Genomic DNA, 16,004 nt, shown 5'->3' with positions numbered 1-16,004 from the left:
GTCGGCGCCGACGCCTATTGCCGCGACGCGGCCGTGGCAGTCGAAACCGCCAAGGATTTTATGAAGCGCAAGCACAATGTGCGCGTGTCATAGCCGCAAGGCAACTTTCCGTCCTTCGTGGAAGGCGTAGGGCGCCTGGCGCGGAGCGACGGCGTCGCCGACCTCCATGAAAGGCTGGGACGTGCTTTCCAACTCTTTCGCCAGCCAATTCGCCGCCACATTGGTGGTTGCGAGAACAAGGCAATCGCCCGGCACAAAGCTCTCTTCACGGGTGTTGTGGTCAACGATGGTCACGCCATCCCCGTGCCATTCCAGCACGCTGACATCCAACAACCATGTGACGCCAAGCTGGCGCAATGTCCGTCGCAGCGGGAAATCGGCAGCCGTTCGCTGCAGCTCCTTGCCGACCAACGGGTCGGGTGTGAGAATGGTCACTTGATGGCCATCCTCGGCAAGTTTCCAGGCCGTGCCACAACCGCGCCAGCCTCCGCCCTCGTCGAGCAAAAGCACGTGCTTGCCCGGCCGCACAACGCGGGCCATGACGGACTCGATCGAGAAGACATTGCCCTTTTCTATGCCTGGCAGGCTCGGCATTGCCGGCAGAGCCTTCTGAAAGCCGGTTTCGGGAGACACCGACCCCGTGGCCAGGATGACGGTGTCAGCTTGGAAAGAGGCGATTTCCGACGCCTCGACGTAGGTATTCAGTCGTACGTCGACATTCAGTTTGCTGAGCTGGCGCTCATACCACCCGAGAAGGTCGAGGATTTGCCCGCGGCGCGGCTGCAGTCCTGCGAGCAGAAAGTTCCCGCCCAGCCTACTGGAGGCTTCGGCCAGCACCACGTCGTGCCCTCGCTCGGCGGCAACCCGAGCCGTCTCGAGGCCGGCGGGACCGCCGCCGACGACAAGCACCCGTTTCTTGATGGCAGCGGACGTGAACCGGTCACCACCCCATTCAAACTCGCGCCCCGCAGAGGGATTGACAAGACAGCTGATCCAGTAGTCGCGCGAACGACGGCCCCAGCACATCTGGTTGCAGGATATGCATCCGCGCACATCCTCGGGCCGGTCTGCCGCGGCTTTGCGTGCCAGATGCGGATCGGCGATCTGGCCCCGGACGATCGACACCAGGTCTGCAGCTTTCTCGCCGAGCACGGTTTCGGCGTTTTCAGGCGTCCTGATATGGCTTTCGGCGACCACGAGGGCCGTCTTGACCACGGCCTTGAGGGTCGCCGCAAGATCGGCGCCAAGCTTCTCCGGATAGAGAAACGTCGGCATTATCTTGTAGAAGTCGAGGTAGCTGCCGGTGCCGCAGGTCACGTAATCGATCAGCCCCTGCTCATCGTGCAGCCGAATGATCTCCGCCAGTTCCTGGCGACTGAGCGCGACTGTGTAATCAGGTTCGTCGCTGACCGAGAGTCCAATGATGAAATCGAGGCCGCATGTTTCGCGGATGCGGGTTAGGATTTCGCGCGAGATCCGCGTGCGGTTGTCGAGCGACCCTCCCCATTGGTCCTCGCGTCGGTTTGTCCAGGGCGTCCAGAACTGATCGACCAGTCCGAGATAGGCAGCCCAGACTTCGACGCCGTCGAAACCGGCTTCCTGGCAGCGGCGCGCCGCCTGAACGAAGCTGTCGATGGTTTCCCAAATCTCACCCTCGGACATGGCGTGGGAACCGTCGCTGTCATGATAGCTCGGCAGGCCCGAGGGCGACCAATGCGCATGAAATGAGTTGTCCGAATCCCCGTGCGCTCCGACGTGATAGAGCTGCTGGATGGCCATCGCCCCGTGGTCCTTGATTGCGCGTGTGACCTGCTGGAAATGAGGAATGACGCTGTCGTCGCCCGGTCGAAAATTGCCGCGTGTCAATACGGCGGCCCGATGGACGGGCATGGGTTCGACAACAATCATGCCGGCCCCACCGAGCGCTCGCTCGGCATAGTAGGCAACGTGCCGTTCGGTCGGCACGCCATTTTCGGCCATGTTGGCGGTATGAGCCCCGAACACGATCCGGTTTCGGAGCGTGCGGCTGCCTAGCTTTGCAGGTGAAAACAGATGCGGAAAGAGTTTTGACATAGTTCTCACCAGCGGTCGGAGGGAGGCCCGGCTCGTTCGGCAGTCAGGTGGCTTGTCCCATAGTCACGGATTTCTGGAGCGCCGCGGCAAGGCCGTCTGCCACGGCAGATTCAAACCCGGCTGCCCGCATGGCCTCGATCGCTGCCGCGGTGGTGCCGCGGTAGTCGAGGAAGGTCTGGACGATATCTTGGGGATTGTCTGCGCGAGCCTCGAGGAGTTTTCCGGTTCCAACAAGCACCGCGCTGACGCTCCGCCGGGCAATATCTGGATCCATTCCTCGGCTGAGGGCGTCGTCCATCATCGCCGCCGCCAAAAGCGCCGGAAAGGCTGGACCGGATCCGGTGAGGCCCGTCAAATAGTCGATATCTGCTTCTGTTTTGACTTCATCGGCAGCGCCACAGGCCTCCAGAATCCGGCGAACGACATTGCGGTCATCGGCGGTGACGCCCTGAGAGCTTATCCAGGGAGTATAGGAATTCCGCACCTCTGCCGCTGCATTCGGAAGCGTGCGGACGACGCGGTCGGTTTTAAGACGTCCCGCCAGTTGGTCGAGAGTGATCCCGGCCATAACCGACATGGCGAGCTTGCCGGACGCAGTAATGTCGATGGCAGGCCAATCCTGGGGCCGGACCGAGACGATGATGACATCAGATCGATCCACCAGTTCCTGGTTGTCCCTGGTCCATGTAGCGTTTGGCAGAAAGTCGGGTTGCCCACTTCGATGAGAGAGCGTCAGGTGCTCTGCGGCGACTGTTTGCGCATCAATGATGGCCTCGGCGATAGCGCGTCCAAGCCAGCCACCTCCGCCGATTATTCCGATGCTCAAGGGTTCACCCATTGTCGAAACGCTTCCTCAGCCCGCCGAATGGCCGTGTCTGGCGAAGAACCGGTCGAGTTCGCGCTTCCGCGGGGCCTTACCTGTAAAAATCTCCACGTACCCGGGAATGCGCTTCATGCGGTCCGCGAGATCTTCGCTGGTCTGCATTGAGATGTAGCCGATCTGCACGAGGTAGATGGTGCGCGCTCGAACATCGGCTGAGCCTTCGTCGTAACCAAAGCGGACAAACATCTGGCTCAACGCATCGAGACGCGTCTGGTCGGCTTTCTGCACCTCCGCCAGGATGTCAGGGGATTGAAGCGCCCAGCTTCTGACTGCGAACTCGAACTGGGAATCGAACAAGGATTTGTCGAGCCAGCAGTCGAAAACGTTCAGCATCGCTTCGGCGACCGTCTCGGCATATGCCTCAGCCTGCTTGACGAGGTTGCCGGTGTTCTTGTCCCGCCAACGGGTCACGAGGGCAGCCAACAGTTCTTCTCTATCCTTGAAGAACCAATAGAAGCTGGTGCGCGACAGGCCCAATTTCTTGGCCAGTGGCGATATTCTCACCGTGTCGACGCCGGATTCAAGAAGCAGGTCGTAGGCGGCTTCAAGCCACCCCTCCGGCGATCCGCGCCATCCGCTATCGTTCGAAATTTGCTCCATGAGTGATCAGCCTAACAAAATATCAAAGTGAAAACCAGCAAAATGTACACACATGTCGACTCTATCGACTTCGCAGAAGCGAAACTTGACATGCATGTACATTTTCGATAACGTTCGCACTTGCCATCTCAGCCCGGAGTCCGTCAGATGTCGAGCGATCCCCTCCTGCAGCCGTACAAACTCAAGCATTTGACCCTGCGCAATCGCATCATCGTGACCTCCCACGAGCCGGCTTATCCGGAGGACGGGATGCCGAAGGAGCGCTATCTCGCCTATACGGTTGAAAGGGCGAAGGGCGGTGTGGCGATGACGATGACAGCCGGGTCCGCTGCGGTCTCGAAGGACAGCCCCCCGGTTTTCAACAACCTGCTCGCCTACAAGGACGAGATCGTGCCGTGGATCAGGCAGATGACAGATGCGGTGCACGAAGAGGGCGCCGCCATCATGATCCAGCTAACCCATCTTGGACGGCGTACACGCTGGGACAAAGGTGACTGGCTTCCCGTTCTGGCGCCGTCCCATCATCGTGAAGCCTCCCACCGCGCGTTTCCCAAGAAAATTGAAGACTGGGATATCGAGCGCATCATCAAGGACTTTGCGGACGCCGCTGAGCGGATGAAGGCGGGCGGGATGGATGGCGTCGAGTTGGAGGCTTACGGCCACCTGCTCGACCAGTTCACGTCTCCTCTCACGAACGAACTTGACGGCCCTTATGGCGGTTCGCTTGATAACCGCATGCGCTTCTGCATGGATGTCTTGAAGGCGATCCGGTCACGGATCGGCGAGGACTTCATCCTGGGCGTGCGATATACTGCGGATGAACGTCTCCCCGGTGGCACTGGCAAGTCCGAGGGCATGGAAATCTCCAAGCGTCTCAAGGAAAGCGGACTGATCGATTACCTCAACGTGATCCGCGGGCACATCGATACCGATGCGGGCCTGACGGACGTCATTCCAATTCAGGGAATGGCGAATGCGCCGCATCTTGATTTTGCCGGCGAGATTCGTGCCGCGACCAACTTCCCAACTTTCCACGCAGCGAAAATACCGGATGTGGCGACTGCCCGCCACGCGATCGCATCGGGCAAGGTGGACATGATCGGCATGACGCGCGCGCATATGACCGACCCCCACATCGTGCGCAAGATCATCGAAAAGCGCGAAGACGAAATCAGGCCCTGCGTGGGCGCTAACTATTGCCTTGACCGTATCTATCAGGGCGGGGCGGCATACTGCATTCACAACGCCGCGACCGGCCGTGAGCTGACCATGCCGCATATTGTCGCCAAGGCCGACAGCCGCAAGAAGATTGTCGTCGTCGGTGCAGGTCCGGCTGGCCTCGAGGCCGCCCGCGTGGCGGGTGAGCGGGGACACGAGGTCGTGGTCTTCGAGGCCGCCAGCGACCCTGGAGGGCAGATCCGGCTGACAGCGCTGAGCCCGCGCCGCAAGGAGATGATGAGCATCATCGATTGGCGCATGGCCCAGTGCGAAAAACATGGAGTGACCATCAGGTTCAATGCCTGGGCGGAAGCCGAAACCATCGAGGCGGAAAATCCGGACGTTGTCATCGTCGCAACGGGCGGGGTGGCGCACACCGACGTCCTTTCCAAGGGCAACGAGTTCGTGGTGTCGTCTTGGGACATCATCTCCGGAGACGCAAAGCCGGGAACCAATGTCCTCATCTTCGACGACGCCGGTGACCACGCGGCACTCCAGGCCGCGGAATTCCTCGCCGGCGCCGGAGCGAAGGTTGAAATCATGACACCGGACCGGTCATTCTCACCCGAGGTCATGGCTATGAACCTCGTGCCCTATATGAGGTCTCTTCAAAAACTCGATGTGACCTTCACCGTTACTTATCGGCTCGAGTCAGTTGAAAAGAATGGCAATCAGCTCATTGCAAATGTCGGCAGTGACTACGGCGGCATATCCAAACAGCGCGTCGTGGATCAGGTTGTCGTCAATCACGGCACCATTCCGCTGGACGACATCTATTTCGAACTGAAACCGAAATCGACTAATCACGGAGAGATTTCGCAAGATGAGCTCATCGCCGGGCAGCCGCAGTCGGTGGTGCGGAATGCGCAGGGCCAATTCCAACTCTTTCGTATCGGCGACGCCGTTTCAGCTCGCAACACCCACGCCGCGATTTACGACGCCCTGCGACTGGCGAAAGATATCTAACGTCCGGCAACGGACCATAGCGTCCGCTCACAACAAGGGCTGAAAGATGAACAGAAGTGAGGCCGTGCAATATTCTTTAGACACAGCGTTCGTGGCCTTCGACCAGTTCTCACACGACCTGCGATCGCGCAGATCGATCATCCAGCTCTTCGCGCAATCGGAGGTTCCCGGGCCTGAAAAGACTAGGGCCGGGAGCCGTTTGCCGGTCTGTTCCTATCTCGGCCCGGCGTTGGCGGAAGAGGCGATCCCGCCTACGCTCCGCAACTTGATTGAGCGCTTCAAGGCGATCGAGCCGCTGCTCGAATGGCGGCTGAAATCAAATCCCGCCCCGTCTGCCAGCAGCAATTTCCGCGACGGTCACGCCAACGCGATGATCCTTGGCCCGGGCGGCCTCGAGGACAGAAACGATCTGTGGCTCGGCGTCACCTTGATGGCTCCTCACGTCCGGTATCCCGACCACGATCATCCGCCGGAAGAAACCTACCTCGTGTTCTCGCATGGCGAGTTCAAGCAGGCTGACAGGGACTGGTTTTCGCCCGGCATCGGTGGATCACTCTACAATCCGCCAGGCATCAAACACGCAATGAGATCGCTGGATCGGCCGCTGTTCGCATTCTGGGCGCTGTTGGTGGACCAGACGCATCACTGAGCTTGCCCGAAACCCGGCTACCGGGCCGAGGAAGAGCCAAGACCGCCTTGCGGGTGAAGCGCGTGGCTCATCAATAGCTTCATCATCGACTTCGGTTGGCCGCGGACCGTCAAGGCGCTGCCGATTTCGAAGAAGCGCCTTGATCAAAGATCGCGAAATGGCTGCTATATCTCGACTTTCACACGGCCAACCGGATTAGAACAGCAAGCTAGGATGTAGCCGTCGGCAATCTCTTCGTCGGTGATGCCGCCATTGTGGACCATATGCACATCGCCATCGATTTTGCGAACCTTGCATGTCCCGCATATCCCCATACTGCAACCCGATCGGATCACCAGACCGGCAGCCCGTGCCGCAGCCAGGATCGTATCCGTCTCGACGCATTTCGCCGAGACGCCGGATAGGACAAATTCGATCTCGGCCTCGTTGTTCTCGGCGGGAACGAAGTCATCCGGGACCTTCTCGGCCTCAGGAAGCGGCGCGCGGAAGCTTTCCTGATGGTAATTTGCCATGTCGAAACCGAGACCGGCCAGCGCCTCGCGCACGGCTTGCATGAAGGGCTCGGGCCCGCAGCAGAAAACCTCGCGATCAAGATAATCCTGCGCCATCAGTCCGAGCATCAACTGGTTGAGCATGCCTCTGTAGCCGGTCCACGGCCTGTATGGATCGGTCTGTTCAACCACCCATTTCAGGTCGATGCCAGTTACGCGCGACGCCATATGCTCCAGCCGTTCGCGGAAGATGATCTCAGAAGGGCGGCGCGCGCAGTGGACAAAGACGATGTCCGGATCAACTCCGGAATCATACAGATGTGTAGTCATGGACATCATCGGTGTGATGCCCGAACCGGCTGAGATGAAAAGATACTTTTCGGCTGGCTGATGCGCCATCGAGAAGGTGCCCCCCGGACCTATTGTCCGCAGGCGCATTCCCGGACGGAGGCTGTCAAACATCCACTGCGTTCCGACGGGGTCGGCTTGCGCCTTTACGGTAATGGTCAGCGAGGTCGGCCGCGACGGAGATGAGGATATCGTGTAGGTCCGGTAGATCGGACCGCCGGGAGTGGGCAGTTCCAAAGTGAGGAACTGCCCTGGATCAAAATTGAACAGCGCTCCGGACGGCGACCGGAAACAAAAGGTCAGGACGTTCGGCGCCTCCGGAAGAAAGGAGGCACATTCGAGTTCTTCCGCGTCGGTCCAGAAAACCAGCCTGGGTCTTGCGACCACGTTCATTGGTTCACTCCGCGGCCAATTGCATCGAGGCCTGAGAACGCTCAAGCCAGTTCGCATACCAATCGACGAATTGGGTCACACCGCTTTCCTGAACCGGCGAATATGGTCCGGGAACATAGGCAGGAGAGAAGATCCCTTGCTGGTTGGTCTCGACGATCTCACGGTCTTCATCATTGGTAGAAATCCAGACCTCGGTCAGGCGCTTGAGGTCGTAGTCGAGCCCTTCGACGGCATCTTTGTTCACCAGCCAGGTGGTGGTGACCTCGGTTTCCGTGGCGCTGATTGGCGTGACTCGGAAGGTCAAGGAGTGATCCGGCAGGAAGTGGCTCCAGGTCGTTGGATAATGGAACATCAACAGCGAGCCTGCTTCGGGCAGAGCCACCCGGCCAAGATTCTTGCGAACGGCAGTCTTGCCGTCGAGCGTGTAGCTCACCGCCTTTTGCTGCAGCGGCATCCGCGCCAGGCGAAATTGGCCGCTGCCGCCAAGGCGGAACTGTGCCGGCGCGCCTGAGGCTTCGCAACGGTCAAAATGCGCCTGGAGGGTCGCCGAGACCGACCCGTCGGTAGACACCCCGGCGACGTCCGGGTCGAGCGAGAAGGAGCGGCAGAGCGACGGGTGGTTGCTGCTGCAGTGGTAGCATTCGCGATTGTTTTCCCACACAAGCTTCCAGTTGGCCTTCTCGACGATGGTCGACGTATGCGCGACCTTCGCATTGTTGAGGTCATGGACCTCTAGGTAGGGAAGGGCCAGGTCGGCAAATGGTTCGAAGTCTGGGGGCGTAGCGGACAGACAGACGTAGATCAGGCCGGCAAGATTGCGCAGATGGACCGGCTTCAGCCCGTGTTTGGACATGTCGAAGTCGGGCGCCATGTCATTTGCCCAGATGAGCTTGCCGTCAAGCTCATAGGTCCACTGGTGATAGGGGCAGACGAGTTTGGCCACTTGGCCTTCGCGCGCCTTGCAAATCATCGAGCCGCGATGGCGGCAGGAATTGTGGAAGGCGCGGATTTCACCATCGCGGGCGCGCACGATGACCACCTCATAGGCACCCACGCGGATCGTCACGTAGCTACCAGCTTTCGCAAGCTGGCATGCCGGGGCCGCGTAGAGCCATTCCTGGTAGAAGATGTGCTCGAGATCGAGCTGGTAAATCGTCGGCGAAGTGTAAAAGGGCTGCTCAAGGGCATAGCCCGAGACGCGGCGCGCTAGCAACTCTTGGATCGAGGGCGAGGGGGCGTTCATGCGGAATTCCATAGATGGCGTGCACATTTGAGATGAAATTTTCTTGCCTGGACGCCTTTTGCGCAATAGCACTTATTTTCAGAACAGTTTAGTTCAGCTAATCTGTTGCACTCAGCAAGCCATCCAAAAAGCGGGTCCGAAGAAGCGTTGATGCCAAGACCGTACGATCTCTCCTCGGTGACGGCTCTCATCTGCTTCGAGGCAGCCGCCCGAAATGCGAGTTTCAAAAACGCCGCCCAGGAATTGAATGTGACGCCCGCGGCGATCAGCCACCAGATCAAGGCGCTTGAGGGTGACTTGGGATGCAACCTGTTCCTGCGCTTGAGCCGCGGCGTCGAATTGACTGAGAAAGGGGCGTTCCTGTTCGTTGCCGTGCAGCGCGGGCTTGAGACGATTTCCGACGCCGTCACTCACATGCGCGATCGCCCGGAAACCGCTGACGTGACCATCCGGACAACGACGGCCGTCAGTTCGCTATGGCTTACACCGAAGATCTCAGCCTTCTGGAAGAGCCATCCCACCATCACTGTCTCGCAGATCGTCAGCGATGTTCCCGCAATAGCCGCCCGCTGCGATCTAAGTATTCAATACGGGGATGCGCAGGAGAATCTTCAAGAATGTCACAAACTTTTTCAAGATCGCATTGTCGCGCTCGGAACTCCAAAATTCGCCGCCGAGCACGGCATTGACCGAGTTGAGGATCTGCTCAAGGCACCTTTGATTCATATGAACAACGAGGAAACCGACTGGACGAACTGGCCGGAGTGGTTTCAAGCGCTTGGACACACCATCCCAAAAGGCCGCAGGTTTAGCGTGAACAACTACATGATTGCCCTCCAGGCCGCCCAGGATGATATCGGGGCGGTCTTGGGGTGGGATGGATTGGTCAAAAGCCTGATGGAACAGGGCCGGCTGGTCACACTTGTACCCGACAACATTCCCTCACCCAGGGCATTTTATCTGAAAATCCATCTCAGGGCAGGTTCGAAAGCGCGGCTTTTTGCGAGCTGGCTCGCCGAAAGCTCTTAAGCAGCTGCTCTCTTGCTCGCTGACTTCTTCGGGCGGCTTCACGTCACCGCGCTCGCTATGGATTCGTGGTATTGAACGGGTTTCCACCACGAAAGCCTGGAGATTATCGGATGAGACTGACTGTGCTTGCCGCCGCTCTCTCGATCGCAGCGCCCGCGGCCGCCCTGGCCGGGCCGGCCTCCAATGCGGTGAAGTTCTTCTACATGCCCGAGGTCAAGTTCGAGGCCGACGCGAAATACCGCGACCGTTTCACCGAGCCGGTGACAAAGCTGTTCGACCTCAACGACCAGGCGCAGAAAAACAAGCCGGACGAGGTGCCTTGCATCGACTTCGCCCCCGGTCTCGACGCGCAGGATTTTGACGAGAAGACAGTCGCCAAGACTTTGAAGCTGTCCGAAGCAGTGGATGGCGACAGCGCCAACGTGACAGTGACGTTCAACCTTTTCCCGGAAGGCGATGAATCCAAACGCGAAATGGTCTGGTCGTTGAAGAAGGTCGACGGCCAGTGGAAGGTTTCCGACATCACCTCGAAGACCAGCGGCTGGACGCTGAGTGCGCTCGAATGCCTGGCTGGCCAGACTCCGGAGTGATGCCATGGCCCGCATCCTGGCCCTGGCGACTGCGTGCCTGCTGGCCGCGGGTTTGAGCAGCACCGCTGGCCAGGGCCTGTTCGGCGCGCCGCTCTCGGCAGAAAATGCACGGGCAGCTCCGCTGCGGCCAGGTTCGCCGACGGCGGTGGTGAAACCGTTTTACGAGCATGTCGGGCTAGAGCTCGATCCGGCTCGGCGCAGCCAATTCGTCGATCCCGCGAAGTCGGTGCTCGACAAAAGCGATGCGCTGCGGAAATCGGGGCAGGGCGAATGCCTCGATCCCAACATTGCGCTCGACAATGCGGCGTACGACAGGGCCGAGATCGACAACAGCCTGAAGACCGTTGAAACGGTCAAAGGCGATGAGGCCAAGGTCATCGTCGCCTTTGTCGTTGCCGGCAATCCGCACCGGCTGGAATGGAAGTTCAAAAAGGTCGACGGCGACTGGAAGATATGGGACCTTCTGTCGGTGACCGGCGAATGGGCGCTCAGCCAATATCAGTGTGAGTGAGAAGGGACCGATGAAGGATGGGACATACAGCGTCGATCGCCTGATGGCGATCGAAAACCAGAGTTGGCGATCCTGCTGTCCCGCCGGACATCTCGCAGCAGAATTCAGCCGCGTCCGCGATAGGGCGCAACACCGGTGTCGGGCAGCCATGCGCCTTCCGGCGGCGCGCCGGTCTGCCAGAACACGTCGATCGGAATGCCGCCGCGCGGATACCAATAGCCGCCAATCCGCAACCACAGTGGTTTGGTCGCGGCGATGATGCGGCGGCCGATCATGACGGTGCACTCTTCATGGAAGGCGCCATGGTTGCGAAACGAGGTCATGAACAGCTTCAGCGACTTCGATTCCACCAGCAGCGTGTCGGGTGCATAGTCGATGACGATGTGGGCGAAGTCCGGCTGGCCGGTGACCGGGCAGAGCGAGGTGAATTCCGGGCAGGTGAAGCGAACGATGGCCGGCGGCCCGTCGCCGCGCGAAAACGGCACGGTCTCCAGGACTGCTGCTTCAGGGTTCTGTGGCGCCTCGACGTTGGTGCCGAGCTGGGTAAGGTTTTTCGTATCGGTCATCGGCGGGTTCCTTACTGCATGTCGCCCAAAAGCCTGCCCACGGGCCCGACCCGAGGGTGCGCGGATTTGGGTACGACATGCGCAAAACAAAAATTTGCCGCTCATTAGCACAATTTGAAACAGGAAGACGATGACCAGCAGCGATCCGCTTCTCCAGCCCTATCAGCTCAAACATTTGACGCTGAAGAATCGGGTCATGTCGACCAGCCATGAGCCGGCCTTTTCCGAGGACGGCATGCCGAAAGAGCGTTACCGGCTCTACCACGCCGAAAAGGCCAAGGGCGGCATGGCGCTGACCATGACCGCCGGTTCGGCGATCGTCTCGCGCGACAGCCCGGCCGCCTTCGGCAAGTTTATGACGACCGCATCGTGCCGTGGCTCGCTGAACTCGCCGATGCCTGCCACGAGCATGACTGCAAGGTGATGATCCAGATCACCTATCTCGGTCGCCGTACCGGCTGGAACAAGGCCGACTGGCTGCCGGTCTGTCCGCCTCGCCAGTGAACCGTGATTGCGGCAGGCCCTACTCAGAACATCCTGGCGGTGGCCATACAGAGTACGGTGATGATCAGCAGCCCACCAGCGATGCGTTCGCCTCGTGTCATCTTCGCGCGCAACTGCGTTTCCGTCGCCGAGTCAGTGCCGGCAAGCCGCCTGCTGGCAGAGCCGACCAGCGCTCCCTGAACACCGGCGGCAATCAAGGCCGTCGCGATACCCAGGGCCAGAACCATTTCCATCGAACCGAAAGAGCCGCTGTGGAAGAAATACCAGAGCAGGGCGCCGGTCAGGAAAACCATGCCGGCCGCGTTCATTTGCGGCCGGAAAAACCGTTCGATCCGAATCTCCGGATCGCGGGCGACAGCGATGGTCGTTCCAGCCCAGAACACACCGGCCAATACGTGAAGGCCGAGGACGATGATGTAGACATACTGCATGACCGCATTCCTCCTTTCCTACCGCCAGCCATAAAGTTAGATATCAAATGATTAGATGTCAATGTAAAGTCAAGGGCCAGTTCCATCGGCCTTTCCCTTACTCTAGTGTCGGATCATGACGCTTTTTGACCGCCCGCCAGTCGGGATGAATCTCGCCCGCACCGCAAAGCTTGTCGCACAGGCCTTCGACGCCACGTTGGTCGAGGCGGGCGGCACGTTGCCCGTCTGGGTCACCCTGTTGTCGATCAAGTCGCGCGAACTGGCCAACCAGCGTGAGCTCGCCGGAATGATCGGAATCCAAGGCGCGACGTTGACCCACCATCTGAACGCGATGGAGACGCAAGGTTTGCTGATCCGGCGCCGCGATCCGGAAAACCGCCGCGTCCATCAGGTCGAGCTGACCGAAGCGGGAGAGGCGCTGTTCCTGAAATTGCGCACCGCAGCCCTTGCCTTCGACAAGCGGCTGCGGACCGGGTTGTCCGACGACAGGCTGGCGGAGTTCGCGGAAGTCTTGGCGACGCTGCGGGCGAATGTCGATTGATCCCAACTGCCGAACGCATTGTTCAGCGAGCCCAAAATGTAGCGGCAGCCGGCTACGGACCGGCCGTAACCCCATCAGGCCGCCATTTCCGAAGCGGCGTGTCAGGTTGGCGCCTTACGCCAGCCTTCCCTGCAGCACCGTCAGCCTGGCTCTCTTCGGCGCCCGCGCGACCAGCCATTCGCGTACCTGGTCCTGCGGCATCGGGAAGGCGATCGAGTAGCCCTGCACCTGGTCGCAGCCGATCGCCATCAGCGAATCGAGCTCAGCCTCGGTTTCGGCGCCCTCGGCGACGATCGAGATGCCAAGGCCGCGGGCGAGTTCGGTGATGGCACGCACGATCTTGGTGTTGTCGCCGTTCTCATTGATGTTCTGGACGAAGCGGCGATCGATCTTCAGCCTGTCGATCTCGTTCGGGTTGACGTGGCTGAGCGACGCGTAGCCGGTGCCGAAATCATCGAGTTCAAGATGGACGCCGGCGGCGCGGATGTGCCGCAGCTTTGCCGCGATGCCGGTCTTCTCGTCGTCGAGAATGACGGATTCGACGATCTCGAGCGACAGTTTTTGTGGCGGCAGCCCAGCCTTTTCCAGCGCACCGAAGAGGAAGGCGTCGAAATTGGCCTCACGCAATTCGGAGCCGGAGACGTTGACGGCGAGCCGTCCGAAGGCAATGCCGGCACGGTTCCACTCCGCCGCCTCGCCGATTGCCTTGGCGATGACGATGCGGCCGATCGCCGGCATGAGTCCGCATTTCTCGGCGATGGGAATGAACTCGCCCGGTGCGATCATGCCGCGCTCGGCATGTCTCCAGCGAACCAGCGCCTCGATGCCGCCGATCGTGCCGTTCGACAACGAAACCTGTGGCTGAAAATAGACCTGGAACGTCTTCTCCGCGATAGCGATCCTGATGTCATGCTCGAGCCGCTTGCGGTAGTCGAGTTCATGCCGCAACGCCTCGGAGAAGAATGAGAGACTGCCGCCACCCTGCTTCTTGGCGGCGTGGAGCGCGAGGTCGGCATGGACGAGCAGATCTTGCGCATTGTCGGCGTCGACCGGATAGACGGCGACGCCGGCGCTGGCGCCCGGAAGGATGGTCGCGCCCCGATAGACGATCGGTTCGTTGATCTGCGACAGGACGCGCCCGGCGACCGTGTTGATGTCCTCGGTGCCGCCGGCACCGTTGAGGATCATCACGAATTCGTCGCTGCCGAGACGCACGCAGAGGTCCGACGCCCGGCAGGAATCACGCATGCGCTGCGCCGTCACCACCAGCACATAGTCGCCGGCGGCGTGGCCAAGCGTGTCGTTGATCTGCTTGAACCGGTCGAGGTCGAGGTGGACCGCCGCAAGCCGCTCCCGCCGGCGCTGCGCGCCCTTGATCAGCGTATCGAAATGGTCGGTCAGGAAAGTGCGGTTGTGCAGGCCGGTAAGGCCGTCATGCACGGCGATGAAGGCCATGGAATTGCGGGTATCGATCAGTTCACGCGTCTTGCGCAGGATGGTGTTCGACATCGGCCTGAAGATGAAAAGTGCCACCAGCACGATGACGCCGAGGGTGGAGTAGAACAGCGTTCGATGGAGAGCGAGAAGGCCCTCCGATCGCGCGTCGGCTTGGGCGCTGATGCGCTGGCCGAGTGCCGCATAGCCCGACAGGGCCGCATTGGCGACGGAAGCGTCGAGGTTGACGCGTTCGCCGCCACCCTTGTAGCCGCCATTGTCGGCCATGCCGAGTTGCGATTCAAACGCCGAAACCAGGCGTTCGCCGTTGGCGATAAGCCCGACCGAGAAGTAATCGAGATGAAACGGCTTGGCGAAAAGGACGTTCTCGACTGATTTTGGATCGAGCCTTGCCGGTGACGCCGGGTCGGCGACCACACGATCGAGCAGAAGGTCGTAGTTCCTCTCGAAGTCGGCCGTGGCCTGTTTGAATGCGGTGACCAGAGCCGGTTGTTGGTTGCGCGTAGCTGCTCCTGCCGCGTTGGCAAGGAAGACAATGCGCTGCGACAGCACCTTTTGCGTGCCGACAATATCGAGCAGCGTGTCGTCGTGCCGATGGCCAGCCATCATCTGCTGGAGAAGGATGAAGGAGGCCATCACCATGGCTGCAATGATCAGCAGCGCCAGCCAATAGCCTGCCTTGATCAGCAATATGAGCTTGCCCGAAATGGTTTGCATCGGTTGCTGCGACATTTTCTGGGGCGGTCCCTCTCGCCGACAGATTGTTGGGTATGAGAACCATTGGCTTGAAAGGTTAACAGCTCCGGAAGTCGACACAGCAGCGGCGGTGGAAAGCTCGCAAAATGGTTATCGCCTTCTTTCGCGCCGCAGCTGCATTTGAACATCTGCCATTTCGCGGCATTCTGGGGCGGCATTCTGGCCACTGACCGTCGGGTCACCGAAGCCGTCGCTTTTGCGGTGGATTTTTCGCCCGCGCGGGGCGACAGTCCATTCAATCTCAACAGGGCCAGATCATGAGCGCGGCATTCCTCTCCCATATCGACAGCGAGCTTCAAGGGCTGAAATCGGCCGGCCTCTACAAATCCGAGCGGGTGATCACCTCGACGCAATCGGCTAAGATCGAGGTAGGCGGCGAGAGGGTGCTGAATTTCTGCGCCAACAATTATCTTGGCCTCGCCGATAGCGCCGACTTGCGCGATGCGGCCAAGCAGGCACTCGACCGCTATGGTTATGGCATGGCGTCGGTGCGTTTCATCTGCGGCACGCAGGAAGAGCACAAGCAGCTCGAGGCGACGATTTCTGGCTTTCTCGGCATGGAGGACACGATCCTCTATGGCTCCTGCTTCGATGCTAATGGCGGCCTGTTCGAGACGCTGCTTTCCGAGGAGGACGCGGTCATTTCCGACGCGCTGAACCACGCCTCGATCATCGACGGTGTCAGGCTCTCCAAAGCAAAACGCTTTCGCTATGCCAACAACGACATGGCGGCGCTCGAGGAGGAATTGAAGAAGTC

Annotated in this window: 15 protein-coding genes and 2 pseudogenes; 9 read left to right on the top strand and 8 right to left on the bottom strand. The window is 60.0% G+C overall.

Translation table 11 applies throughout. The features are described from left to right. Positions 1-93: pseudogene (locus AC0L2B_RS00605) on the top strand (cobalamin-binding protein); the annotation flags it as partial. Here AC0L2B_RS00605 and AC0L2B_RS00600 read toward each other — a convergent pair. The 3 genes from AC0L2B_RS00600 to AC0L2B_RS00590 are packed head-to-tail and all read right to left on the bottom strand — an operon-like array spanning position 88 to position 3,556. Beyond that, on the bottom strand, positions 88-2,073 hold the full coding sequence (locus tag AC0L2B_RS00600; RefSeq protein WP_473743704.1) for an oxidoreductase: 1,986 nt from the start codon (positions 2,071-2,073) through the stop codon (positions 88-90). The pseudogene AC0L2B_RS00605 and the gene AC0L2B_RS00600 overlap by 6 nt on opposite strands. A gap of 43 nt (positions 2,074-2,116) precedes the next feature. Further along, entirely contained in the window at positions 2,117-2,911 is a 795-nt protein-coding gene (locus AC0L2B_RS00595) for a pyrroline-5-carboxylate reductase family protein (RefSeq protein ID WP_473743703.1), read from the bottom strand. 15 nt (positions 2,912-2,926) lie between these two features. After that, positions 2,927-3,556 (bottom strand): TetR/AcrR family transcriptional regulator, encoded by a 630-nt coding sequence (locus tag AC0L2B_RS00590; protein WP_027153879.1) that lies wholly within the window; start codon positions 3,554-3,556, stop codon positions 2,927-2,929. A 147-nt stretch (positions 3,557-3,703) separates the two neighbouring features. On the opposite strand from AC0L2B_RS00590, the gene AC0L2B_RS00585 reads away from it, so the two are divergent. Together AC0L2B_RS00585 and AC0L2B_RS00580 are read left to right on the top strand one after the other, a co-directional pair. Further along, a complete protein-coding gene (locus AC0L2B_RS00585) occupies positions 3,704-5,740 on the top strand; it encodes an oxidoreductase (RefSeq protein WP_473743701.1) in 2,037 nt (678 codons plus the stop codon). A 46-nt stretch (positions 5,741-5,786) separates the two neighbouring features. Then, positions 5,787-6,389, top strand: coding sequence for a dimethylsulfoniopropionate lyase (locus AC0L2B_RS00580; protein WP_473743699.1), 603 nt, complete (start codon positions 5,787-5,789; stop codon positions 6,387-6,389). 164 nt (positions 6,390-6,553) lie between these two features. On the opposite strand, the gene AC0L2B_RS00575 is transcribed toward AC0L2B_RS00580, so the two are convergent. Together AC0L2B_RS00575 and AC0L2B_RS00570 are read right to left on the bottom strand one after the other, a co-directional pair. After that, the gene (locus tag AC0L2B_RS00575; protein WP_473743697.1) at positions 6,554-7,621 is read right to left on the bottom strand and encodes an FAD-binding oxidoreductase; all 1,068 of its coding nucleotides are present in this window, start codon (positions 7,619-7,621) and stop codon (positions 6,554-6,556) included. Between the two features lie 4 nt (positions 7,622-7,625). Beyond that, positions 7,626-8,864, bottom strand: coding sequence for an aromatic ring-hydroxylating oxygenase subunit alpha (locus tag AC0L2B_RS00570; RefSeq protein WP_473743695.1), 1,239 nt, complete (start codon positions 8,862-8,864; stop codon positions 7,626-7,628). A 150-nt stretch (positions 8,865-9,014) separates the two neighbouring features. Between AC0L2B_RS00570 and AC0L2B_RS00565 the strand changes: the two genes are divergently transcribed. From AC0L2B_RS00565 to AC0L2B_RS00555, 3 genes are all read left to right on the top strand, one after another. Further along, a complete protein-coding gene (locus AC0L2B_RS00565) occupies positions 9,015-9,893 on the top strand; it encodes a LysR substrate-binding domain-containing protein (protein ID WP_473743694.1) in 879 nt (292 codons plus the stop codon). A gap of 110 nt (positions 9,894-10,003) precedes the next feature. Continuing rightward, positions 10,004-10,483, top strand: a complete 480-nt coding sequence (locus AC0L2B_RS00560; RefSeq protein ID WP_473743693.1) for a DUF3828 domain-containing protein — start codon at positions 10,004-10,006, stop codon at positions 10,481-10,483. 4 nt (positions 10,484-10,487) lie between these two features. Further along, positions 10,488-10,994: a hypothetical protein gene (locus tag AC0L2B_RS00555; protein ID WP_473743692.1), complete on the top strand. Its 507-nt coding sequence runs from the start codon at positions 10,488-10,490 to the stop codon at positions 10,992-10,994. Positions 10,995-11,098: 104 nt separating this feature from the next. Here the strand turns inward: AC0L2B_RS00555 and queF are convergent, their stop codons facing one another. Then, positions 11,099-11,560, bottom strand: coding sequence for a preQ(1) synthase (queF, locus tag AC0L2B_RS00550; protein ID WP_128176886.1), 462 nt, complete (start codon positions 11,558-11,560; stop codon positions 11,099-11,101). 130 nt (positions 11,561-11,690) lie between these two features. Here queF and AC0L2B_RS00545 point away from each other — a divergent pair. Next, positions 11,691-12,087, top strand: a pseudogene (locus AC0L2B_RS00545) (oxidoreductase); the annotation flags it as partial. Here AC0L2B_RS00545 and AC0L2B_RS00540 read toward each other — a convergent pair. Continuing rightward, positions 12,088-12,495, bottom strand: coding sequence for a hypothetical protein (locus AC0L2B_RS00540; protein ID WP_473611358.1), 408 nt, complete (start codon positions 12,493-12,495; stop codon positions 12,088-12,090). A 115-nt stretch (positions 12,496-12,610) separates the two neighbouring features. Here AC0L2B_RS00540 and AC0L2B_RS00535 point away from each other — a divergent pair, with 115 nt between their 5' ends. Further along, positions 12,611-13,036, top strand: a complete 426-nt coding sequence (locus AC0L2B_RS00535; protein WP_473743691.1) for a MarR family winged helix-turn-helix transcriptional regulator — start codon at positions 12,611-12,613, stop codon at positions 13,034-13,036. 114 nt (positions 13,037-13,150) lie between these two features. On the opposite strand, the gene AC0L2B_RS00530 is transcribed toward AC0L2B_RS00535, so the two are convergent. Further along, positions 13,151-15,223 (bottom strand): putative bifunctional diguanylate cyclase/phosphodiesterase, encoded by a 2,073-nt coding sequence (locus tag AC0L2B_RS00530; RefSeq protein WP_473743689.1) that lies wholly within the window; start codon positions 15,221-15,223, stop codon positions 13,151-13,153. A 281-nt stretch (positions 15,224-15,504) separates the two neighbouring features. On the opposite strand from AC0L2B_RS00530, the gene AC0L2B_RS00525 reads away from it, so the two are divergent. Next, a partial coding sequence (locus AC0L2B_RS00525; RefSeq protein WP_473743687.1) for an aminotransferase class I/II-fold pyridoxal phosphate-dependent enzyme occupies positions 15,505-16,004 on the top strand: 500 nt, incomplete at its 3' end.

The organism is Mesorhizobium sp. WSM4815 (assembly GCF_055811575.1).
Note: the sequence above shows the minus strand (reverse complement) of the source record. Positions and strands in the feature narration are given on the sequence as shown.